At 53.1% G+C, this 22,408-nt stretch carries 19 protein-coding genes and 1 pseudogene; 9 read left to right on the forward strand and 11 right to left on the reverse strand.

Annotation, left to right across the window (positions count from 1 at the left end; translation table 11 throughout):
* Positions 1-496 precede the first annotated feature (496 nt).
* Complete coding sequence (ychF, locus tag FCL49_RS04885) at positions 497-1,588, forward strand: redox-regulated ATPase YchF (RefSeq protein WP_135316160.1); 1,092 nt, start codon at positions 497-499, stop codon at positions 1,586-1,588.
* A 124-nt stretch (positions 1,589-1,712) separates the two neighbouring features.
* Entirely contained in the window at positions 1,713-2,249 is a 537-nt protein-coding gene (locus FCL49_RS04890) for a dihydrofolate reductase family protein (RefSeq protein WP_174352640.1), read from the forward strand.
* Positions 2,250-2,319: 70 nt separating this feature from the next.
* On the opposite strand, the pseudogene FCL49_RS04895 reads toward FCL49_RS04890, so the two are convergent.
* A pseudogene (locus tag FCL49_RS04895) lies at positions 2,320-2,412 on the reverse strand (ATP-dependent Clp protease proteolytic subunit); the annotation flags it as partial.
* Between the two features lie 157 nt (positions 2,413-2,569).
* On the opposite strand from FCL49_RS04895, the gene asrA reads away from it, so the two are divergent.
* The 3 genes from asrA to asrC are packed head-to-tail and all read left to right on the forward strand — an operon-like array spanning position 2,570 to position 5,465.
* Positions 2,570-3,622, forward strand: coding sequence for an anaerobic sulfite reductase subunit AsrA (gene asrA / locus FCL49_RS04900; protein WP_174352641.1), 1,053 nt, complete (start codon positions 2,570-2,572; stop codon positions 3,620-3,622).
* The gene (gene asrB, locus FCL49_RS04905; protein WP_174352642.1) at positions 3,619-4,437 is read left to right on the forward strand and encodes an anaerobic sulfite reductase subunit AsrB; all 819 of its coding nucleotides are present in this window, start codon (positions 3,619-3,621) and stop codon (positions 4,435-4,437) included. The genes asrA and asrB overlap by 4 nt, the downstream gene beginning before the upstream one ends.
* Before the next feature lie 11 nt (positions 4,438-4,448).
* Positions 4,449-5,465: a sulfite reductase subunit C gene (gene asrC, locus FCL49_RS04910; protein ID WP_174352643.1), complete on the forward strand. Its 1,017-nt coding sequence runs from the start codon at positions 4,449-4,451 to the stop codon at positions 5,463-5,465.
* Between the two features lie 210 nt (positions 5,466-5,675).
* Here asrC and FCL49_RS04915 read toward each other — a convergent pair whose 3' ends face one another.
* From FCL49_RS04915 to ebgR, 7 genes are all read right to left on the reverse strand, one after another.
* On the reverse strand, positions 5,676-6,257 hold the full coding sequence (locus FCL49_RS04915) for an ATP-dependent Clp protease proteolytic subunit (RefSeq protein WP_217434349.1): 582 nt from the start codon (positions 6,255-6,257) through the stop codon (positions 5,676-5,678).
* Between the two features lie 56 nt (positions 6,258-6,313).
* Positions 6,314-6,652: an SRPBCC family protein gene (locus FCL49_RS04920; RefSeq protein ID WP_174352645.1), complete on the reverse strand. Its 339-nt coding sequence runs from the start codon at positions 6,650-6,652 to the stop codon at positions 6,314-6,316.
* Positions 6,649-6,963, reverse strand: coding sequence for an ArsR/SmtB family transcription factor (locus tag FCL49_RS04925; RefSeq protein WP_174352646.1), 315 nt, complete (start codon positions 6,961-6,963; stop codon positions 6,649-6,651). The genes FCL49_RS04920 and FCL49_RS04925 overlap by 4 nt, the downstream gene beginning before the upstream one ends.
* A 124-nt stretch (positions 6,964-7,087) precedes the next feature.
* Positions 7,088-8,578, reverse strand: coding sequence for an amino acid permease (locus FCL49_RS04930; RefSeq protein ID WP_174352647.1), 1,491 nt, complete (start codon positions 8,576-8,578; stop codon positions 7,088-7,090).
* Between the two features lie 120 nt (positions 8,579-8,698).
* Complete coding sequence (locus FCL49_RS04935) at positions 8,699-9,151, reverse strand: beta-galactosidase subunit beta (protein WP_174352648.1); 453 nt, start codon at positions 9,149-9,151, stop codon at positions 8,699-8,701.
* Positions 9,148-12,243 (reverse strand): beta-galactosidase subunit alpha, encoded by a 3,096-nt coding sequence (ebgA, locus tag FCL49_RS04940; RefSeq protein WP_174352649.1) that lies wholly within the window; start codon positions 12,241-12,243, stop codon positions 9,148-9,150. The genes FCL49_RS04935 and ebgA overlap by 4 nt, the downstream gene beginning before the upstream one ends.
* A 188-nt stretch (positions 12,244-12,431) precedes the next feature.
* Complete coding sequence (ebgR, locus tag FCL49_RS04945; protein WP_174352650.1) at positions 12,432-13,412, reverse strand: transcriptional regulator EbgR; 981 nt, start codon at positions 13,410-13,412, stop codon at positions 12,432-12,434.
* A gap of 375 nt (positions 13,413-13,787) precedes the next feature.
* Between ebgR and ygjJ the strand changes: the two genes are divergently transcribed.
* Positions 13,788-14,855 carry a protein YgjJ gene (ygjJ, locus tag FCL49_RS04950; protein ID WP_174352651.1) on the forward strand — a complete coding sequence of 356 codons (1,068 nt, stop codon included), beginning with the start codon at positions 13,788-13,790 and terminating at the stop codon, positions 14,853-14,855.
* Between the two features lie 17 nt (positions 14,856-14,872).
* Positions 14,873-17,245 (forward strand): alpha-glucosidase, encoded by a 2,373-nt coding sequence (ygjK, locus tag FCL49_RS04955; protein ID WP_174352652.1) that lies wholly within the window; start codon positions 14,873-14,875, stop codon positions 17,243-17,245.
* 50 nt (positions 17,246-17,295) lie between these two features.
* Here the strand turns inward: ygjK and FCL49_RS04960 are convergent, their stop codons facing one another.
* The 3 genes from FCL49_RS04960 to FCL49_RS04970 form a co-directional block, all read right to left on the reverse strand.
* A complete protein-coding gene (locus FCL49_RS04960; RefSeq protein WP_017892470.1) occupies positions 17,296-17,721 on the reverse strand; it encodes a universal stress protein in 426 nt (141 codons plus the stop codon).
* Positions 17,722-17,877: 156 nt separating this feature from the next.
* Positions 17,878-19,275: a cytochrome-c peroxidase gene (locus tag FCL49_RS04965; RefSeq protein ID WP_174352653.1), complete on the reverse strand. Its 1,398-nt coding sequence runs from the start codon at positions 19,273-19,275 to the stop codon at positions 17,878-17,880.
* 334 nt (positions 19,276-19,609) lie between these two features.
* The gene (locus FCL49_RS04970; protein ID WP_174352654.1) at positions 19,610-20,128 is read right to left on the reverse strand and encodes a hypothetical protein; all 519 of its coding nucleotides are present in this window, start codon (positions 20,126-20,128) and stop codon (positions 19,610-19,612) included.
* Between the two features lie 238 nt (positions 20,129-20,366).
* On the opposite strand from FCL49_RS04970, the gene FCL49_RS04975 reads away from it, so the two are divergent.
* Entirely contained in the window at positions 20,367-21,176 is an 810-nt protein-coding gene (locus FCL49_RS04975; protein ID WP_174352655.1) for a MetQ/NlpA family lipoprotein, read from the forward strand.
* Between the two features lie 193 nt (positions 21,177-21,369).
* The gene (locus FCL49_RS04980) at positions 21,370-22,404 is read left to right on the forward strand and encodes a TAXI family TRAP transporter solute-binding subunit (RefSeq protein WP_174352656.1); all 1,035 of its coding nucleotides are present in this window, start codon (positions 21,370-21,372) and stop codon (positions 22,402-22,404) included.
* Positions 22,405-22,408 lie beyond the last annotated feature (4 nt).

The raw sequence follows: 22,408 nt of genomic DNA on the forward strand, positions 1-22,408 counted from the left end.
AAACCAATAACAATAATACAGGCAATATAAAAACATAGAATCCATTCATGTGGTAAATACCTCCATTAATCAATCAATAACATAGAAATCCACTTCAAACCCTAACTTAAAAAAACAGGCAAAACAATCAGAAAAAATTGCCAAATCATACTCAAAAATAGAATATTAAATTTTACTTAACTGTTTTATGAAATTAAGAAAGAAGAGTTACAAAGTTAAGAGTCATTTTATTTATAATATCTCTTAACTGAGTAATACCCCCCCCCCCGAAATTGATGGTACCCCATGAAGTATTCAACCCAGCAATGGATAAGAAACGTTTAAAAACAAAGCTAATTACACCCCCAAAAACCGTTCTCAGCGCCTATTTGCTCACAACACACAGCCAGATCGAGAAAAACAGTCATTACGTGTATAATGGCGCCATTATTTCGTCCTTTATGCAGTAGGTTAAACCTAACCGGCTGATAGTTAAGATATTTAAGGTGATAACAACATGGGATTCAAATGCGGTATCGTCGGCCTGCCTAACGTAGGCAAATCCACCCTGTTCAACGCGTTGACCAAAGCGGGTATCGAAGCAGCCAACTTCCCGTTCTGCACCATTGAACCTAATACCGGTGTGGTGCCGATGCCCGATTCGCGTCTGGACCAGTTGGCCGAGATCGTCAAACCCCAACGCATCCTGCCAACCACCATGGAATTCGTCGACATCGCCGGCCTGGTGAAAGGCGCGTCCAAAGGCGAAGGCCTGGGCAACCAGTTCCTGACCAACATCCGTGAAACCGAAGCTATCGGCCACGTGGTGCGCTGCTTCGAAAACGACAACATCATCCACGTGAACAACAAGGTTGACCCGGCTGACGACATCGAAGTGATCAACACCGAGCTGGCACTGTCTGACCTGGACACCTGCGAACGCGCTATCCACCGCGTACAGAAGAAAGCCAAAGGCGGCGACAAAGACGCAAAAGCCGAACTGGCCGCGCTGGAAAAATGCCTGCCACAGCTGGAAAACGCCGGCATGCTGCGTGCGCTGGACTTGACTGATGAAGACCGTGCAGCGATCCGCTACCTGAGCTTCCTGACGCTGAAGCCAACCATGTACATCGCCAACGTCAACGAAGACGGCTATGAGAACAATCCATACCTGGACAAAGTGCGCGAAATCGCTGCGGCCGAAGGCTCAGTAGTGGTTGCCGTGTGCGCTGCAGTTGAATCCGACATCGCCGAGCTGGAAGACGAAGACCGCGCCGAGTTTATGGCCGAGCTGGGTCTGGAAGAACCGGGTCTGAACCGCGTGATCCGCGCTGGTTACGAATTGCTGAACCTGCAGACCTATTTCACCGCTGGCGTAAAAGAAGTTCGTGCCTGGACCATCCCGGTTGGCGCTACCGCACCGCAGGCCGCCGGCAAGATCCACACCGACTTCGAGAAAGGCTTTATCCGCGCGCAAACCATCGCTTTTGACGACTTCATCACCTACAAGGGTGAGCAAGGCGCTAAAGAGGCAGGTAAAATGCGTTCAGAAGGTAAAGACTACATCGTCAAAGATGGCGACGTGATGAACTTCTTGTTTAACGTCTAAACCTCGTCTTCTGCAGCAAACTCTAAAATCCACGCCTTGGCGTGGATTTTTTGTTTTAACGCGTGTTGTTGATTTTGCTGTCCTCCAGGACAATAATTTACAGCTTATAAATAAGGAGCCTTCAATGGTCACGACACACGTTTTTATCGCTACCAGTCTGGATGGTTATATCGCGCGGCGAGATGGCGACATCGAGTGGCTATTGCAACGCGATGATCCAAGCGAAGACCATGGTTTCGACGCCTTTATCGCTGATAAAGACATGATCGTGATGGGCCGAGGGACTTATGAAAAAGTTCTCAGCTTTGACTCCTGGCCTTATGACCTTCCCGTCGTGGTACTGTCCAAACAGCTGGTCAATGAGCCGGTTCCCCTGCCCCTGAAGGGTAAAGTACAATTCTCAGCCCTCACACCAAAGCACCTGATTGAACAATTGGATGAACAGAGCATCCGTCGGGTCTATCTCGATGGCGGGCAACTGATACAGTCTTTCCTGCGTGAAAACCTGGTCACCGATATGGTAATCACTACGGTGCCAGTGCTATTGGGTTCAGGAAGAACGTTGTTCGGTGCGATGCCTCAAGATGCCGATTTCAAATTACTGTCCAGCCGAAGCTTCCCTTCCGGCCTGGTTCAATCCCACTATCTGTTGACCCAATAAATCCCCACGCGGACGCCCGACCCCCGACGCGGGATGACATCCAGGACTCTGCGCTGAGCCTGTCTTGTCGCCGTCCCCGCAGCACCGAATCCACCAACCCCCACTCCACCGCTTCGTTGGCACTCATAAAATGGTCGCGGTCGAGTGCGCGTTCGGCTTCTTCATATTAGTCACCGCTTTTATTTATTACTATTTCTGGTAGGCCTCACTCTTTTTTTGAATTAAAACCTTTCACCATATAAGTATATCTTGTCTGTAGGGATCTTATTGTAATTTATTAAAAATATTATTCATAATTTTTAACATTTTGTGAGAGTGTTATGAACTTAAAATTAAAGCCAGATGAGCTCAGCCAGCTTATGCTTCGGTTGAGCACGACATGGCGGGTATATGCCCCAAGCTCTGAATATCGTGGTGGCCGTTTTGCTGATACTGAAAACGTTATTTATCAAAAGGTAAATAACTGGGAAGACATCGTATGGAAAGAAAAGTCACATATGTCACCCAAAGCAGTTATTTTGCCTATTACCGAGACGCTATTTTATTTTGATAAAGAAACCATTCAGATTGCTGATATTAACACGACGCCATTGCTGATATTTGCCCGAGCCTGTGATATCAACGCAATATCCCGCCTGGATTATATGTATTTACGAAACGGTGGCAATGCCGATTACAGCTACCAAAGGTTGCGCGATAAGATTCGTTTCGTGCTAATTGAGTGCGAGGAATCATTCGAAAACTGCTTCTGTGTCTCGATGGGCAGCAATCGTACCGACACCTGGTCGGCAGCGGTGCGTTTTAGTGAGTATGGGGCAAAAATAAGCGTGAAAGACGCCGACCTGTTGCCATTCTTTGCCGATCTTGGTGCTCAGTGCGACTATACGCCGAGCTTTGTCGAGCAAAACCGGGAGCAAGTGCGTACACCGGACAGCGTTTGTGACGACCCGCAAAAAATCCGCAAAATAGTTACCGAGCATCCACTTTGGCAAACTTACGATTCCCGCTGTATCAGTTGCGGACGCTGCACTACGGGTTGCCCTACCTGTTCCTGCTACAGCGTTTTTGATCTCGCTTACGAAGAGAATCCCCAGCGCGGTGAGCGCCGTCGCCAATGGAGCAGTTGCCTGGTGCCTGACTTTAGCAATATGGCCGGTGGTCACGGTTTTCGTCCACAGCCAGGTAACCGTCTGCGCTACCGTGCGCTACACAAAGTCAACGATTACAAAGCTCGCGCCCAGGGGACAGAACACATGTGCGTCGGCTGCGGACGTTGCGACGACCGCTGCCCGCAGTACATAAAATTCTCGCTGATCATCAACAAAATGACCGATGCCGTTCAGCAGGCCCTGGCGCAGGAGGAGAGTGTATGAGCCATCAATGTACCAGTCATAAGTCTGAGCATGCTCTACAGCCCACCGCTTATAAGATTATCGATATCGATAAACACACCGCTCTGGAATGGAATTTCCGCGTTGCCACCCACTTTCCAACCCAGCTCGGCCAGTTCGTTGAGGTTTCTCTGCCGTTAATCGGCGAAGCACCGATTTCCGTTTCTGACTGCGGTGACGGCTGGATCGACCTGCTGATCCGTAACGTCGGGAAAGTGACCAGCGCTCTGTTTCAACTAAAGGTCGGCGATAACCTGTGGCTACGCGGCAGCTATGGGAAGGGTTATCCTCTTGAAGCGTTGCGCAATAAACCCCTGCTGGTAGTCGCTGGTGGCACCGGTGTAGCGCCAGTAAAAGGAATACTGCGCTACTTCAGTGAGAATCCATCTGAGATAGCCAATCTGGATATGATCCTTGGCTACAAAAACCGTGACAGCGTGCTCTATAAACAAGAAATGATGCAATGGCGCGATGTCCACAACCTGATTCTGACCCTGGATGAAGGGGAAAAAGACGAACTCCACCGTGTCGGGCGTGTGACCGAGCATCTGGAAACGCTGGCAATCCCAAATCCGGAGTTGACCCAAGCCATTGTGGTGGGTCCGCCCATCATGATCAAATTCACGGTTCAGATGCTGAGAAGCCGTGGTTTAAGCCCTGAACAAATTTGGGTCGATTACGAGCGCCGGATGGCCTGTTCGGTAGGCAAATGCGGACATTGCCGGATGGGTGAAGTATACGTCTGCGTCGATGGCCCAGTGTTCAACTATGCCCAGGCCCAAGCCTTTGCTGACTAAGGAGCGCTACCATGAGTATAGATATTGATATCATCAAACTGCGAGCGCTTAACGAATACCGGCTATCAAAAGTCCGCGGAGAAGCGATGATCAGCGTGCGTATTCCAGGCGGTATTCTCCCTGCCCATCTGCTTTCCGTTGCGCAGAACATTGCAGAAACCTGGGGAAACGGCCAGATCCACCTGACGACCCGACAGAAACTGGCGATGCCCGGCATTCGCTACGAAGATATTGATAAGGTTAATGCGGCGCTGGAACCCTTTATTCGCGACATTGAAATAGGGTTGTGCGATGTCAACGTTGAGGATACGAAAGCAGGTTACCTGACCATTGGCGGCCGAAATATCGTCGCCTGTCAGGGCAGCCGCATCTGCCAGAAAGCCAATACCGATAGTACAGGGCTGGCACAACGCCTGGAGAAACTGGTTTATCCGAGCCGCTATCACCTGAAAGTGGTGTTGACAGGCTGCCCCAATGATTGCGCGAAGGCATACATGGCCGATATCGGTATTATCGGTATCGCCAGGATACGCTTTAACGCCGATCGCTGCATTGGCTGTGGAGCCTGCGTGAAAAGCTGTAGTCACTACGCGGTCAACTGCCTGAGCCTGAAGAATGGCAAAGCGGTGAAAGAAAAATCCCTCTGTATCGGCTGCGGTGAATGTGTGTTGGCCTGTCCGACGCTGGCCTGGCAGCGTGAACCGGAGCCACTGTTTCAGGTTCGTCTCGGCGGCCGCACCAGTAAGAAAACACCGCGTATCGGCAAGATCTTCCTCAATTGGGTAACGGAAGAGGTTATCACTCAGTTGATACCCAATATTTTTGAGTTTGAAAAAGAGATGCTGGGCGGCAAGCCAATTTATTTGCACATGGGACATTTGATCGACAAAGGCGGCTATATGCACTTTAAAGAGAGCGTTCTGAAAGATCTGAAGCTTAACCCTGGCGCTCATGTTGCTGAAAGGATCTACTGGGCGGAAGACGAGTATGTCGCGGGTATTCACGTAAAACCAGCCGCTGGACAGTAGCTTTCCCGACAATAAATTGAGACGTATTTAAGCGTTGGCTTGTGTATTAAACACTAAAAACCACGACATGCCGTGGTTTTTAGTATTCACAGGTGACGTTGATTTTAGCCCATGCAAAGCAATAATTTACTACGTATAAACAGGGAGCATTCAATGATCACTACACACGTATTCTTCACTGAGCCTGTCGGATAATATGACGATACTTTGTCACCGTCCCCGCAGCACCTTATCCACCAGCCCCCACTCCACCGCCTCATCGGCACTCATAAAATGGTCGCGGTCGAGTGCTCGCTCGACCTCTTCATAGCTGCGGCCACAATGTTTGGCGTATAGCGTAATTACGCTGTGCTTGGTGCGTTTCATCTCTTCGGCGTGGATCAGAATATCCGATGCCTGGCCTTGAAAACCGCCCAGCGGCTGATGCACATGCAGGCTGGCATTGGGCAGCGCCATGCGGTGGCCTGCTTCCCCGGCCATCAGCAGGAAGGAACCCATCGAACGCGCAGTACCCATACACAGGGTATGCACCGGCGCATTGATGTAATTCATGGTGTCATAGATGGCAAAGCCGCTGGTGATCACCCCGCCCGGCGAGTTGATATACAGATGGATCGGTTTCTCCGGATTTTCGGCTTCCAAAAACAGCAACTGGGCGCACAGCATTTCGGCAATCTGATCGTTGACCTCTCCGTTCAGGAAAACGATGCGGTCACGCAGCAATCTCGAATAAATGTCGAAAGAACGTTCGCCCTGGCTGGTCTGTTCAACCACCATAGGGACGAGCAGCATCGATTCACGCACGGGTGAACTCCTGTTTTCAGATGTGGAATGGGAAAGATTGGCCGTCAGGCCGCGCGCATCAGGTGCCGTCCGCTGTCGTTCGCCGCCGTCAGCCAGGTATCGTCCAGCCGGTGGATGACGCGTAACAGGCTGCCGCCAGCGGCGGTGGGCAAAATTTGCAAGGTTACGGTGCTTTCAAGGAACGGCGGCCGATCATCGCGCATCCGGTAACTGATTTCTTCGCCCGGCGTCACCGCCACCGGTTCGACATCGGCCAATACGCGGGTTGGCAACCATTGTTCGCGCAATGCCGGAATGCCAATCGCCCGCCAGACTTTTTCGGGCGGCGCATCAAGTGAATATTCCAGCACTAGCGGCTGTGGATTAGCGTCGGTCTGGTTCATTGATCCATATCCTTTAGCAAAATATTCAGCTGATTGATGCGCTCCGGCCAGAAGGCACGGTACTTGTCCAGCCATTGAGCAATCAATGCCAGGCCCTGCGGGTTCACCTGATAATTAACAAAACGTCCTTGTCGCGCCTCGCACACCAGGCCCGCCTGGCGCAATACCGCCAGATGCTGGGACATGGCCGATTGGCTGATCGGCATACCTTCACGCAGCGCACTGGCATTCATGCCGCCAGCCGCCAGTTTCTCGAAGATGGTACGACGAGTAGGATCCGCCAGCGCCTTGAAGATGTCATTTTCATTCATGACTAAACATTAGTCATCACTTATCTAATGCGCAAGTTTATCGGGGAATGAGAGTGGCGCTTATCCGAGCCGCCATTTAAAACCCCTCAGCGGGCGCCGAGGGGCGAGTTTTATCGATAATGGATCACAAGGTGGTGCAGCTCAGATCGCCGGCGAGGTTCTTTTTGCCATCCTGCGCTTCAAGTACGATTCTGGCTAAGGGTGTGTCTTCGTCATAACGGGCCTGAGCATCCAGGGTCTTCGAGTATCGGTTGTACTTCCACCAGGCATAACCGAGGAAGATCACCAGCCCACCAACGTTATAAAACACAATGGTCATAATGCTGGCACCGGTCGGGAAGGTTGAGGCGACAAAACCCACGGCAAAAATAACGATAAGCGTGCTGACAATCGCGATGCCCTGCAGCCGGGACCCCATCTTGAAGTCACGCTGTACCCGGTCGTACTTCAAACGCAGGTTCAGGTAGGCCAGCATGATGAACAGCGGCGGCAACATCGATGCAGCGGCGGTCATATTAATCAGCGTATTCATCAAGTCCTGCACGCTGTCAGAGCCCAGCGTCGGGATCAGCATCAGTGGAATGACGATAAAGAACTGCAACCAGGCCGCGCGGGTCGGCACGCCATGCTTGTTCAGGCGGATGGTTTTCTCGCCAAAGATGCCTTTGGGGATCTCGGTGAAGAAGATTTTTACTGGTGCGGCGGTCCACATCAGCAATGAGCCAAACATGGCGGTAAAGGAAATCAGGCCGACGAAACGGTTCATCAGCACCGCCGGCAGGCCAAAGTGCGCCGACAGCCCTTCAAACACCTGTACCGTACCACCGGTAAAGTGCAAATCGGCGCGGCTTACGAACACGTTGAGCAGCAAAGAAGACACCGAATACAGCACGCCGATCACCAGTCCGGAAAGGATGATCACTTTGACAAACGAGCGGCTGCCGCCCTTCACGTCATTGACATACACCGCCACAGATTCGGCCCCGCCCGCCGCCTGGAAAATCCAAGCGGTGATACCGAGGAAGGCCCAGTTAAAGTTGGGGGTGATGGCTTCCACCGTGATCGGGTTCGCCGGTTCGATGCCGCCGATCACCGCCGCACCGGCCAGGATGATGTAGGAGAACGTCAGCAACAGCATCAACGAAGAAGTGACCGAGGTCATTGGGCCCAACAGCTTGGCGCCGCTGTTGGAGATATAGGTCGAGAACGCAAACAGGAAGATACTGATGATCGCGGTGGTTAACGGCGTGAAGACGTAGTCATAGCCCAAAAACGCGTAAGAGGCGTAGGCGATAACCCTCGGCAGCAGCGCGGTGAAGAAGAACAGGTTCACAAACCAATAGGTATAGGCGGTCATAAACGCCCAACGCCCGCCCAGGGCGCTTTTCACCCAGGCGTATACCCCGGCTTCGGAGTTTTTATTTAGCGAAACGAACTCGGCAATGATCAGGCAGAACGGAATAAAATAGATGATGGTCGCCACCAGGAACACCGGGGCGGAGGCAATACCAAGCTGAATATTATTGTTTATTACGTTATTAAAGCTGAACACTGCCGCGAACGTCATCGCCAGCAGGCCGAACTTGCCGATAGTATTTCTATTCGACACAGCCATAGACACTCTCCGAAATATTGTAGGGTACTTAATCGGTTTATTTCCCCTGGTCTTTCAAGCTGCAGCCTTGCCGGCGGCAACCTGAAAGCGATGGGGCTTATTTTTAATAAGAGACTTTCACTATTTATTAAGGAAATAGCTGTCTTCTACCGTCACTTTTAAAATGACTTTTTTTACCTGGTGACTTTCTTTAAAACGATAAGCCTGGTGGTTCTCAAAGATAACCACATTGCCTTGCCCCACCCGGTGTGGCTCGCCCTGCCCGCTGAAAAACTCGCGGTCGGTCTCATCCTGATAAGCCACCACCGAAGTCAGCTCGCACTTGTCGGCAATCTCAATGGTTTCCTGGCCGGCAAGGTAATAGTGCAGATCAAAATAGCGGCGATTCCCCTCCAGCCAGCCATGTTGTTGACCCGGCCCGGACGCCAGCCGGTAAACCAGCGAGTCGCCAACCGAATAAAAGACATCGGGCTCAATGCGTTCAATATTATTGATGGCCTCCATGCAGCGTTGCCATTTTTTACCGGCGCGGTAAATAAGCTGAAACTCCGCTAATGATTCGAAAATAATCATAATTTCGCCTCTTCTGACTGAGCGTTATTCATGGCCGGTGCGAAACGATAGCCGGCCAGCGTAGCCGCCTCGGTTTCTTGCTGGTTAAACGGCACCAGCGTAAAGCCGTAGCTGAACGGCGACAGATAAACCCGATAGGAATCCAGCACCTCCGAGCCCCAGGAGTTGGAGCCCAGCCCCAAAACTTGATCGTCGAGGTTTAATGTCAGGTAGTCGCTTTCTTGCAGTTCGTTAATATGCTGCGCCTGGTGCAACATCTCGGCACTGTATGGCCACAGGCTGAAATTGATCGGCCGCCGCGGCTGGATAAAAATCCCGTGCCCTTTGGCGTCTTGCAGACTCAGCCAACGCACCTCTTGGCGATTGCCGTTATCCTGCGGGAACGGATAGTGCTCAAACAGCTCGCCAACCCGCTGCTGATAGTGGCCGATCAGGTTGGCCTGACAGCTATCCTGATAGTTTTCCCCCGGCCCACGTCCGTAGTATTCCACCTGTTCAAAGCGGCGGCTGAGGCCGAAATCCAGGCCAATCTTCGGGATCACCTGCTGGAAATCGCCGTAAGGCACGCCAGACAGATCCAGGCTGACATGGCCCTGCGGAGAGATCTGCCAGCGGTAACGGCAACGCATGCCAAAATCAAATACCGGCGGGGCAATCAGGGTGCTGACTTCAATCACCACGTCATCCCCCTGCCGTTCCCAGTGCAGGCTGCGGAAATGCTGCTGCATGATCTGCAGATGGTTCGGCAACCAAATGCCCTCATACTCCTGCTTATGGTTGTCGATCACCGGCTTGAAGAAGGTCAGGTGCGGTGCGCGGCCCACCACCTCATCCCCAGCCACTTTCCACGACTGCAGTTCACCACTCAGGCGCGAGAAGGTCAGACTGAAGTTATCGCCGCTGACAATCATTTGATGGTTTTCATCAGCGCACTGCAGCGCAGAAACAGAGTTGCACACCGGTGGTGGGGTCAGTAACGCGGTGGCGGGCTGTAACCGATGTTGATACTGCCCCAGCAGATCTCCGCTTTCGCTGTAACGGGTAGCGCTGTCTTTATACACTTCGACGTCGATGAAGGTTTCTTCTGCACCCAGTGCCAGTGCAGGTAAATGGACCTCTTCGGACTCACCCGGCTGTAGGTGCGGCAGCTTAATGTCATAGCCGGCCAGTTGCCGACCAACGGCCTTAACGCTGATCTTCAGCGTAATATCGGCCAGCGAGCTGAACCAATAACGGTTTTTGATCCGTAATACTGGCATGCCGTCGGCCACGCCACTCACCTCGACCGGACACAGCACCTGTTTGTATTCACGCAGGCCAGGGCCTGGACGCTGATCCGGGTAGATCAGGCCATCCATGCAGAAGTTATAGTTATTCGGGTAATCGCCGTAATCGCCGCCGTACTGATAACGTTCACGCCCCTGCGGGTCATGGCTGAGCAAACCGTGATCGCACCATTCCCAAATGTAATGTCCTTGCAGGCTGGCATGGCGGTTAAACACCGACTGATATTCGAACAGCCCGCCAGGCCCATTCCCCATCGCATGAGCGTATTCACACAGGATCCGGGGTTTAGGATGAGGATATTCACCGAACGCATTCATCATCGCCACGCGGGAATACATGGTGCTGATCACATCGACCACTTCCGCATCCCGGTCTTCTTCGTAATGTACCAGTCGGGTGGCATCGAGCGCCTTACAGCGTTTGGCCATGGCGCGAATGTTGCAGCCATAGCCGGACTCGTTGCCCAGTGACCAGATAATGATCGAAGGATGGTTTTTCTGCGCCTTCACGTGGCGCTCAATGCGTTCGACGTAGGCGTTTTCCCAGCGCGGATCGTCGGTAATGCGGCTGATATCGCCAACGTTGGCAAACCCGTGGCTTTCCAGATCGGTTTCCGCCATCACAAACAGGCCGTAGATATCGCACAGCTCGTAAAAACGCGGATCGTTCGGATAATGGGCGGTACGCACCGAGTTGATGTTGTGCTGTTTCATCAGCACGATGTCGCGCTCAACCCGCGCCATATCAACCGCCCGACCTTTGCGATGATCGTGGTCATGGCGGTTAACGCCGTGCAGTTTCAGGTAGCGCCCGTTGATGTGGAATAATCCGTCACGCACGCTGATTTCGCGGAACCCCACCCGCTGCGGAACCACCGATAACAGCTTGCCATCGCCGTCGTGCAGGCTGAGCAGCAGTTGATACAGATAGGGATCTTCCGCATTCCACTGCCTGGGCTGGCTGACCGGGATCTCAAACCGGCAGGTGGCACCCGCTCCAATGCTGAGTTCGTTCGCCCACTGCTCACCGACGCAGGCTTCACCGTCAAAGAGCTGCGCCTGCAGACGATAACCGCCAGCCACGCCTTGCCCCAGATGCTGTAACCCGACGTCTATCGCCAGCAACGCATCGCAATACTGCTCGTCGAAGGTGGTGATCACAGTGAGGTCATGAATATGCGTACGCTGCTGACCGATCAGATAAACATCGCGGAAAATACCGGCCATCCACCACATGTCCTGATCTTCGATATAGGTAGAATCGGCCCATTGCAGCACGCGAACGGACAGCAGGTTGTTCCCCGCTTGCAGGTAGTCGCTGAGATCAAACTCGGCGGTCAGCCGGCTGCCTTTACTGAAGCCGACGTAGTGACCATTGAGGTAAACCTCAAAATAGGTCTCCACCCCGTCAAATTTGATGATGACCTGTTGAGCCAGCCACTCGTCATCGAGTGTAAAAAGACGCTGGTAAGCCCCGGTAGGATTGCTGGTTGGCACATAAGGCACGTCGATCGGGAATGGGTAACCTTCGTCGGTATATTGCAGTTGACCGTGCCCTTCCATCTGCCACATGCCCGGCACGGTGATTTCGCCCCATTCCGCCATCGGCTGGCGGTAAAACGCCTGCGGCACCAGCTCTGGGTGCTCAAAGTAACGAAACTGCCAGCGCCCGCTCAGCAACTGGAAGCCCAAACTTTCGTTGCGATCAAAACTCAGTGCCTGCCTGGCATCCGCGTAGCTGAAGAAACTCGCCCGCGCCGGCAAGCGATTCTCCGACTGCTTTTCTATGTTTTCCCAATTATTCACGTCACGTCTCCCGACAGCTTCAATGGGAGAACGATAGTAAATATTTAGTAAAAACTACAGATCATATTTACCCAATGCCGACGGGATCACAAAAAATATTAAATATCGCTTTTAATCATGACGTTAATTTTTACTCTGGCGAGCCTCTCTGTGCAGCCGCCATCGGCATGCCGCACAGGGAAGATTAATCAGGCTAGCGTGGTGTCGCGCAACTGGAGCGAACTGGGAACAAAGATCGATAAAGGAATGGTTCGCTCATCGCGAATGCGCTCCATCAACAGGTTGACAGCCTGAGCGCCCAGGGTTTCTGATGGAATGCGAACCGTTGATAAGGCAGGGAAAATAAACCGCGCGGTGGGAATATCGTTCACACTGATCAGCGCAATCTGCCCGGGGACCTGGATGCCCTTTTCGTGCAGCGCGCGCAATACGCCGATGGCGATAGAGTCGGTTGCCACCAACAGCGCCGGAGGATAATCGGTGCTGTCCTCCAGCATTTGTCTGGCGCACTGGTAACCCGCCTGGCTGCTGAAATCACCGATGTAAATATCCTGCGGCTGTACCACGTTTTTCAACCGGCCATACTCGACAAATGCCTGCTCGCGCTGATCGGCAAAGGCCGGATCGTCACGCCCGCCGATAAACCCAATGCGTGAATAACCGCGCCCGATGAAATAGTCGATCACCTTCTGGCTGATCTTGTACAAATCAACATTGACGCAGTCGAACTGCGGATCTTCAACCACACCGTCAAGGAACACCACCGGCACTTTTTGTTGGCTGAGTTGCTCATGCAGCAGCGGCTGCGGGCGACCGATAACCAGCAGACCATCCGCCGCAGGCAGCGCTTTTTCACCGTTGAAGTCGTAGCAGGCCACCAGTGAAATACCCAGCTTTTCACATTGAGTTTCAATGCCATAGCGCATCGCCAGGTAGTAAGGATCGTTAATCTCGATGCCCTGCTTATAGGTGAACAACGCGGCAAACGTCAACCGGTGCCCGCTGTGACGTTTTGAAGGCTGAACCTTGTATTCGAGACGCTCCGCGGCTTCCAGAATTTTTTGCCGGGTTTGCGCTTTCACGCTCAGAGTGGGGTCGTCATTCAGCACTCGCGAAACGGTAGCAACAGACACGTTCGCAGCTTCTGCGATTTCCTTCAGTGTGGCCATAGAGTCTCAATCGATAGACAAAACGCTAGCTTACCGGGACAGCTCAGCAAGGTATACGCCCTGATGCTCCATCCCCCCTTTTATCCGTCGGAAACCTCCTTATCGCAGCCTGCACGGCGCTTGCCGACGGTTCGCAATGCTCAGTAGCGAAGATACCGATTTCACCCTTTGTGATCAAGTTAACGATTTACTGATTTTGCGATATTTTTTACTAAATATTTTACTAATATAACTGCCGCTTTACCGTTCTGCTTAAGACGGTTTTTTTACCTCCTCCCAGGGAAATGGGGTCGACCCACTTGGTGTTAATGGATTGAATTGGAAGGTGTTATGTCGTGCCGATCGTCCATTGTCCCAAAACAGATGCGTGTCCAAATGAAAATAATAGCTAATAATAAATTTTTACCCGCTTTACTGCTGATTTTACCGCTAAAACTGTCGGCACAGGAGTCCGTGGTGCCGGCGGAACATAACGAGCTGCCGCCCCCCGAACTGACAACCTCCGCCGCTACCGCCCTGCGCTTTTACGGTGAGCTGGGCATGGGTGGCAGCGTCTATCTCAACGGTGAACACCAACACAAATACAGCGACGGCACCTATATCGAAGGCGGGCTGGAGATCAAGCACGGCCACTGGTTCGGCCTGATCTACGGCGAAGGCTGGACGGTGCAAGCGGATAGCCAGGGCAATGCCTGGGTGCCAGACCACAGTTGGGGGGGATTTGAAGGCGGCATCAACCGTTTTTACGGCGGCTATCGCACCGATGACGGCACCGAAATGATGCTCAGCCTACGCAACGACTCCTCACTGGACGATTTGCAATGGTGGGCCGACTTTACCCCGGAGTATGGCTATGTGATCCCCAACACCCGGGATCTCTCCTATGCCGCCAAGCTGCAGAATCTGACCGGGAAATTCCGCTACAGCGTCACCGCCGCACCGGAAAGCCGTATCGACGAAAGCAAGGCGTTACTGCACTTCGGCAAATATGACCGCTACTCGGACAAATATACCTACCGTGCCATGGTTAACGGCTACACCCAATACGATTTGCAACCCGATCTGACGTTATTAAACGGCCTGGAAATCACCGACGGCATGGGGCAACTGTACCTGCTGGGGCTAAAAGGCAAAAACCTGGCCGGCCGCGTCTGGCACCACACCGGCAAGGGCGACGGCCGCCACCCGGGCACCGAGTCGGGCTTGATGTTAAGCGCCATGGTTGAAGCCACCAAAGGGCTGTATTTCTCGGCCGCCTACAGCTACGCCCGCCACCGGCTGGACAATGCGCCGGACACCGCCACGTCTTACGCGCAGGCCGGTATCTGGTACGAGTATGGCGGCGGCAAATTCGCCACCGCGCTGGACAGTAAATTCTATATGACCAACGACAGCACCGACGCCAGCAACTCGGTGTTTCTGATGCAGTATTTTTATTGGTAACCGACAGGGCAAATCTAATGAATATGATGAATAAACTGCCGCCTTTGGCCGTGGCTATCACACTGACACTATCAGGCTGCTCTTCTCACCCGGCGAATGAGACCGCACTACGGGCAGACGCCTATAAAAACGTGATCAATCGCAGCGGTGCGCCACACTACATGCTCGATTACGATTTTGATGAACACCAGCGTTTTAACCCGTTCTTTGACCTGGGAGCCTGGCATGGCCACTTGCTGCCAGACGGCCCGGAAGGTATCGGCGGCTTCCCCGGCCCAGCGCTCCTTACCGAAGAATACATCAACTTTATGGCCGACAACTTTGATCGGCTGAGCCTGTATAAGAACGGGGAGAAAGTAAACTTCAGCATGACGGCCTACAGCATCCCGGGGGCGCTTATCCAGCAACTCAGCGCGCCGGGGATCCAGGTCAATCTGACGCTGCGTTTCGCTACCGCGCGCACCTCGCTGCTGGAAACCCAAATCATCACCGATACACCGCTGGAGCTGGTGTGGGACGGTGCACTGCTGGAAAAATACTACGCCAAAGAGCAGAAGCCGCAGTCACCTGAGACCATCGAGCAGGCATTCCCGGGCTACACGCGGCACATACTGCCGACGGCGGACGGCCTGCGGGTCACCTTTGGTAAAGTGCGGGCCTCTTCGCAACTGATGACCTCCGGCCAGTCTGAATATCAAATTCATAAATCACTGCCGCTGCAAACGACGGTGAACGGCCATCAGTTCACCGCCAAAGCCAATATCAAAGGTTCCACCACCCTCTACACCACCTACTCTCACCTGCTGACTGCCGCTGAAGTGCAGCAGGAACAGGCCAAGATTGCCACTATCCTCGCCAACCCTCAGCAGTATATGAAGGCTTCCGCGCAACGCTGGGAAAACTATCTCAACAAAGGGCTCAGCAACCCACATGCCACTCAAGCGCAGGAGCGCGTGGCGGTGAAAGCGATAGAAACCTTGAATGGTAACTGGCGCGGCGCGGCCGGGGCGATGAAGTTTGATTCGGTGACGCCTTCGGTGACCGGGCGCTGGTTCTCCGGCAACCAGACCTGGCCCTGGGATACCTGGAAACAGGCCTACGCCATGGCGCATTTTAATCCTGACGTCGCCAAGGATAATATCCGCGCGGTGTTCGCCTTCCAAATCCAGCCGGATGATCCCCTGCGCCCATGGGATGCCGGTTTTATCCCGGATCTGATCGCCTACAACCCCAGCCCGGAACGCGGCGGTGACGGCAGCAACTGGAATGAACGTAATACCAAACCCAGCCTGGCGGCTTGGGCGGTAATGGAGGTGTATAACACCACCGGCGATAAACAGTGGCTGGCCGAGATGTATCCGAAGCTGGTCGCCTACCACAACTGGTGGCTGCATAACCGCGACCATAACGGCAACGGCGTGCCGGAATATGGCGCGACACGGGACAAGGCGCACAATACGCCAGATGGCCGCATGCTGTTCACCGTTAAACGCGGGCAGCAGGAGAAAACGCTCGCCGGGTTGAACAACTACGATCGGGTGGTCGCCTCCGGGCGCTATGACAGCATCGAAATTCCGGCCCAGGTGGCCGCCTCCTGGGAATCGGGCCGTGATGATGCCGCTGCCTTTGGCTTTATCGACCCGGATCAGCTGGCCCGCTATCTGGCACAAGGTGGAAAACGGCAGGACTGGCAGGTGAAATTTGCGGAAAACCGTGCGGCAGACGGCACTCTGCTCGGGTATTCCTTGCTGCAGGAGTCGGTGGATCAAGCCAGCTACATGTACAGCGACAACAAATACCTGGCCAAGATGGCCGATATTCTGGGCCACAGCGCCGATGCCGCCACCTTCCGCAACAAGGCCGATAAACTGGCGGATTACATCAATAGCTGCATGTTCGATCCATCCAGTGGCTTCTTCTACGACATTCGCATTGAAGCTAAACCCCTGCCCAATGGCTGTGCCGGCAAACCCATTGTCGAACGTGGCAAAGGGCCTGAAGGCTGGTCGCCGTTGTTTAATGGTGCCGCCAGCCAGCAACATGCCGATGCGGTGGTGAAGGTGATGAAGGACTCGCGTGAGTTCAATACCTACGTCCCACTCGGTACGGCGGCACTCACCAACCCGGCGTTTGGCGCAGATATTTACTGGCGTGGACGAGTCTGGGTAGATCAGTTGTATTTCGGGCTAAAAGGTATGGAAAGCTACGGCTACCGTGCCGACGCCGTCGCCATGGCACAGGCCTTCTTCAACCACGCCGACGGTCTGGTCACCGATGGGCCGATCCGCGAAAACTATAATCCGCTGACCGGTATGCAACAGGGCGCACCGAATTTCTCCTGGAGCGCAGCTCACCTTTATATGCTGTATAACGACTTTTTCACCCGGTAATCTCGCCGTTACCCTGCCAGGCCGCCCAACTGGCAGGGTTTTCGCTCGGGCTAGGATTTAATCGGGACCACCAGTACGTCAACATTCAACTGATTGATCGCATGCTGGGTAGAGGAAAACAGCTTGTTCCACAGGTCATGGTGATGGCCGAAGATCACCAGATCGATGCTTTTATCCACCACCGCATTTTGCAATTGCTCGGTGAAATCACCGCGTCCAATAATCACCTCGTTGATCGGGTAATTCACGTTTTGGGTCAGCGGCTCCAGCTCTTTTTTGATCTTGTCTTCAAAAGAACCCCCGTCGTAACTCTTCTCCGAGAAACCAATCGCGGCATGGTAGGTATCGTAGTAAATATCCACGTAAATAAGGGAAAGTTTAGCCTGCAGCGCAGCGGCCAAGCGCGCGCCTTTTTCCACCAGCCGTTTGCCGTCATCACTCAGGTCGGTGGCGATAACAATATGTTGATAACACATAGCGCCTCCTGTCATTGATTCAGTAGAGACCCCAGCTTCTGCGATAACATTAGCGTTATAGCATTATGGTTAATTTTAGTTCAGAAATGCGGCGATCGGACGAGGATATCAGGCTAAATAGCCCCGTGGCCGGGGCCTGATGAAAAGATATTGTTCTTATTCTGCATTCTGCCGGTACGGGGTATAGACCCCGTTCAGGCTTTCGAGGAAGGCGACAATATCGTCGACATCCTGCTGTGGCAGTTCGCTACCCACCTGATAGCGCAACATCAGTTTTACCGCCTGATCCAGCGTAGCAACATCACCACGATGAAAATAAGGCGCGGTCTGAGCCACATTGCGCAAGCCTGGCACCTTCTGGCGTAACCTGTCACGCACGTCACTGGTGACGTTCATACGCCCAATATCTGCTGGGGTGATTTCGCCAAAATCAAAATCACGCTTCAGCCCCAAAGGCTCAAAAGAGCGGCCGCCTAAAATGATCCCTGCATGGCAGGTGGCGCATTTGTTGTCTTTAAATAATTGATAGCCGCGTTTTTGCTGCATCGTCATGGCGTTTTCATCACCGCGCAGCCAATTATCGAAAGGTGCATTCGGGGTGATTAAGGTTTTTTCAAATTCGGCGATGGCATCGGTAATATTCTCGCCGCTGAGCCCTTGTGGATAGACCGCAGCAAAGTCGCGGGTCAGCCGCGGATCTTTGTCGAGTTTATTGATGATTTCATCCCAGGATTTGGAGGCCATTTCTATCGGGTTTAATGGTGGCCCACCGGCCTGTGCCTGTAGGGTCGGCGCACGGCCATCCCAGAATTGTTCACTATTGAACACCGAATTAAACACCGTTGGCGCGTTAATTGGCCCCACCGCGCCGCCAACCCCGATTGAGGTTTTTCTTCCATCTACCCCACCGGTGTTCAACGAATGACAGTGAGCACAGGAAATAGTGTTATCCCCAGACAGGCGTGGATCGTGATAAAGCCGAAAACCCAATGCCACCTTTCGCCCATCAACCGGCAATGTTTTGGGGATCGGTTGAACGGGTTCATTGCGATGGGATTCTGCGGTATCGGCACTGGCGTAATAACGCGCACGTTGCTGAGCTATCCAGGTGAGAAAGATTTCCCGTTCAGTGGGATTGATCTGCCCAGCCCAATGCAATGCCACATAGCGGGTGGGTGGCATGGTTTGGTGCTGCATTACCCACTCAATTTTATTCAGGTCGTTTTGTGCCTGCGGCCTATCTTTAATCAGGGCGCTGCGCACGGGCTCCAGGTTGAAGGAGGAGTAACCCAGACGAATATCGTATTCCATCAACTGTTTGGCGATGGGAACAGAGGCATAGAACGGAAGCGAAGCCGACGGGGTATGGCAATAATCGCAGCCCTTTTCTCTTAGCAACCCAAGCACCTGGTTATTCTGTTCCGCTGTGGAACGCAGTACCGAGCCATTCTGAATACGCTGGGTATCGAGATGCCAGACATAGCCGGCCAAAGCGAAATAAACCAACGCAACAGCTGCAATGGAAATCGCCGCAATACGGGTGACCTTTTTCATTTCTCTTTCCTTATGAGACATTGCCGACCAAATAAACGTCGTCAAATAATATTAAACAGAGGGCGAGTAATACTTTTGACGACAATCAATAAATCCCACAGCCATTACCTATAGCTGTAATAGCATTGGTCTATCAATTAGGCGTTGCAAGCTTCCAGATAAATAACCGATTAGATTAAATCAGCAACAATTAAACCTTCAGACATTCACTGAATTAATGAGTATTTGAATTATTATTAAAAATTAAAACGAGCAGAAGAAAATAAAAATGTTATTTGCACGGCGAGATTACTGCAGGCAGCGCTCGCGTGCAATAGCGAGCGCCACCGGGGGTTCAACGCACGCGTTGAACTTCAAACCAAACGTTGCACACCGACAGGATCAGCGTGTTGGCGTCTTTTTGCAGCACATTGTCTCCCGGAACGCCGTCGGTGCCCTGATCGGTGATGCCTTTGATCGGCGTATCGGCATGCTGGATCATCACCCGTTCTACCGCCGGCGTGCTGATGCCCAGCATCGGGAAGTCGATATAAGAACTGCTGCCGGAATTGTCTTCGACAAACTCCTGCGCCTCGACCGTGCTGAGGGTGGCGCCTTCATTTTTCAACTCGGTGCCATTCCAGCTGAAACCGTCGGCCTTGTAACTGATTTTGCCGCCGATCAGGCTTTTGGCCTGTTGCTCGTCCCAGCAACCGACGGTTTGCGTCGGCAGGATCTTGCTGACGTGCCAGTTGCCCAGCAGCGTTTTAGGGATTGGTTCCACCACCGCATCCGCCGCCTGCACCTGAGTTGCTGATACACAAGTCAAAACCACCAATGGCAGCAGCGCCTTGCGCCAGATGTTAAATTGCATGTTATTTTCCTTTGACTATTCGCGCCCCTGTCGGGCTTTCCGCCATCATAATAAGGGGGCGGAACCTGCGTCAAAACAAAGTGAGTATCAGGGCACAAACAGGGAGGATGTTGCTCATAGCAAATCGCTATTAATCATAGTGAATCAGTATTTTATTTTAGCCAGAGGATTATCTACAGTCACTGCCACTATTCAGCCTGCAATAACCAGCAGGCTATTTTGACAAGGACTCTGGGAAATGACATTGAAAAATCTCGCCACCACGCTGGCCGTGATCGGCACCCTGCTGCTGACCGCCTGCGGCCCGACCGCGCAAGACAACCACCACATCAAAGTCGGTATCAGTGCCGGCATCGATCAGTCTTTGTGGGCGGTGGTGCAAAAAGTCGCCAAGCAAAAGTACGACCTGGATGTGGAAGTGGTGACATTCACTGATTACGTGTTGCCCAACGAAGCGCTGAATAACGGCGATCTGGATATCAACGCCTTCCAGCATAAGCCTTATCTGGACAAGCAGGTTCAGGAGCGTGGCTACAAACTGGTGGCGGTGGGCAACACCTTCGTTTACCCGATTGCCGGTTACTCGAAAAAGATCTCTTCCCTCAGCCAACTGCCCGACGGCGCGCAGGTCGCGGTGCCGAACGACCCAACCAACCTTGGCCGTTCACTGCTGCTGTTGCAAAAACAGGGACTGATCGGGCTGAAGGACGGCGTCGGACTGCTGCCGACCTCATTGGATATTGTCAGCAACCCGAAGAAGTTGAAAATCGTTGAGATTGAAGCGCCACAGTTACCGCGTGCGCTGGACGACAAACAAATCGCACTGGCGATTATCAACACCAACTACTCCAGCCAAATTGGGCTGACACCAGGCAGAGACGGATTGTTTGTCGAAGACAAGCACTCGCCGTACGTCAATATTTTCGCCAGTCGGGTGGATAACCAAAACAACGAGAACGTGAAAAACCTGGTCAAGGCCTACCAGACCGATGAGGTCGCCGCCAGCGCCGCTGAAATCTACAAGGGCGACGCGGTTAAAGGCTGGTAATTCGTAATTCACCCCGTGGCAACCGTCACGGGGTTTCTCCCTCCGCTCCTCATCCCCCCGCGATATTTCCGCTCGTTTTTCACCCACACAGATCACAAATCAAGCAATGCACACTAGGTGAAAAAAGCTGCAATGTTGTATACAAGTTTGCGTAAATGTTTTCTATTTGTTTCAAACACCTCGGATGGAAATAATGAAAAATAGAAAAATCAAACTGTTACTAACTGCGGGGGCGATGGTCGCCGTTGCCGCACTGGCGGTCGCCGGCAAAGTGGAAAATGCCGACAAGACCTTCCTTTCGGTAGCCACGGCCTCTACCGGTGGAACCTACTACCCGATGGGCGTCGGCCTGGCCAACGTCTGGAGCAACCGGCTTAAACAGGACGGTATCCAGGTCAGCGGACAGTCCTCCGCCGGATCGATCGAAAATATCGACCTGCTGCAAAAGAACGAGGCGCAACTGGCTATCCTGCAAAGCCTGATCGCCGTCGAGGCCTATGAAGGCGTCCGTAATTTTGAAGGCCGTGCCTATAGCCACCTGCGTTCGATCTCCATGCTGTGGCCCAACGTAGAACATTTTGTGATGCTGGAAAACAAGGTGAAAGACGGCACGCTGAACGATATCGCCGGCACCCGCTTCTCGGTCGGCCCCCAGGCCAGCGGTACCGAACAGTCGACGCTGATCATTTTGCAGGGGGTTAACCTGAGCAAGAAATCACTGACGGCGGAATACCTGGGTTACGGCGATACGGTGTCCGCCATGCGCGACGGTCGGCTCGACGGGGGGGCCTTGCCCGCCGGGGTACCGGCAGCGGCAGTCACCGACATGTATGCCAGCGGCGTGCCTTCACGCATTCTCAACGTCACCGATGAACAACTGGCCAGCATCAACGCCATCGCCAATTCCTGGTTCCGCTTTGATATCAAAGCCGATACCTATCCACGGCAGAGCAAAGCGGTCGCCACCATCGCCCAGCCCAATATTCTGGTAGCCCTGAATGGACTGGATGAAAAGCTGGTGTATGACCTGACCAAAACGATGTTTGAAAACCTGCCGGAAGTGCACCAGGTACATAGCGCCGCCAAATACATTTCGCTGGAGAACGCGCTGAAAGGGGTTTCGGTGCCGCTGCATATCGGCGCCTACAAGTATTATCTGGAGGCCGGTGTCAGCGTGCCCGACTATCTGATCCCCCCGGAAGCGGCGACGCTGACCGCCAATCGCTAAGGAG

It is taken from the genome of Serratia proteamaculans, from assembly GCF_013337185.1.
GTDB lineage: Bacteria > Pseudomonadota > Gammaproteobacteria > Enterobacterales > Enterobacteriaceae > Serratia > Serratia proteamaculans_D.

What these genes read in the sequence shown, in the direction of transcription:
- FCL49_RS04970 (WP_174352654.1), bottom strand. Translation starts at nt 20,128, where the DNA reads ATGCAATTTAACATCTGGCGCAAGGCGCTGCTGCCATTGGTGGTTTTG.
- asrB (WP_174352642.1), top strand. Translation starts at nt 3,619, where the DNA reads ATGAGCCATCAATGTACCAGTCATAAGTCTGAGCATGCTCTACAGCCC.
- FCL49_RS04930 (WP_174352647.1), bottom strand. Translation starts at nt 8,578, where the DNA reads ATGGCTGTGTCGAATAGAAATACTATCGGCAAGTTCGGCCTGCTGGCG.
- asrC (WP_174352643.1), top strand. Translation starts at nt 4,449, where the DNA reads ATGAGTATAGATATTGATATCATCAAACTGCGAGCGCTTAACGAATAC.
- FCL49_RS04920 (WP_174352645.1), bottom strand. Translation starts at nt 6,652, where the DNA reads ATGAACCAGACCGACGCTAATCCACAGCCGCTAGTGCTGGAATATTCA.
- FCL49_RS04965 (WP_174352653.1), bottom strand. Translation starts at nt 19,275, where the DNA reads ATGAAAAAGGTCACCCGTATTGCGGCGATTTCCATTGCAGCTGTTGCG.
- FCL49_RS04890 (WP_174352640.1), top strand. Translation starts at nt 1,713, where the DNA reads ATGGTCACGACACACGTTTTTATCGCTACCAGTCTGGATGGTTATATC.
- FCL49_RS04935 (WP_174352648.1), bottom strand. Translation starts at nt 9,151, where the DNA reads ATGATTATTTTCGAATCATTAGCGGAGTTTCAGCTTATTTACCGCGCC.
- ygjK (WP_174352652.1), top strand. Translation starts at nt 14,873, where the DNA reads ATGAATATGATGAATAAACTGCCGCCTTTGGCCGTGGCTATCACACTG.
- FCL49_RS04980 (WP_174352656.1), top strand. Translation starts at nt 21,370, where the DNA reads ATGAAAAATAGAAAAATCAAACTGTTACTAACTGCGGGGGCGATGGTC.
- FCL49_RS04960 (WP_017892470.1), bottom strand. Translation starts at nt 17,721, where the DNA reads ATGTGTTATCAACATATTGTTATCGCCACCGACCTGAGTGATGACGGC.
- ebgR (WP_174352650.1), bottom strand. Translation starts at nt 13,412, where the DNA reads ATGGCCACACTGAAGGAAATCGCAGAAGCTGCGAACGTGTCTGTTGCT.
- FCL49_RS04975 (WP_174352655.1), top strand. Translation starts at nt 20,367, where the DNA reads ATGACATTGAAAAATCTCGCCACCACGCTGGCCGTGATCGGCACCCTG.
- FCL49_RS04915 (WP_217434349.1), bottom strand. Translation starts at nt 6,257, where the DNA reads ATGCTGCTCGTCCCTATGGTGGTTGAACAGACCAGCCAGGGCGAACGT.
- ychF (WP_135316160.1), top strand. Translation starts at nt 497, where the DNA reads ATGGGATTCAAATGCGGTATCGTCGGCCTGCCTAACGTAGGCAAATCC.
- FCL49_RS04925 (WP_174352646.1), bottom strand. Translation starts at nt 6,963, where the DNA reads ATGAATGAAAATGACATCTTCAAGGCGCTGGCGGATCCTACTCGTCGT.
- asrA (WP_174352641.1), top strand. Translation starts at nt 2,570, where the DNA reads ATGAACTTAAAATTAAAGCCAGATGAGCTCAGCCAGCTTATGCTTCGG.
- ygjJ (WP_174352651.1), top strand. Translation starts at nt 13,788, where the DNA reads ATGAAAATAATAGCTAATAATAAATTTTTACCCGCTTTACTGCTGATT.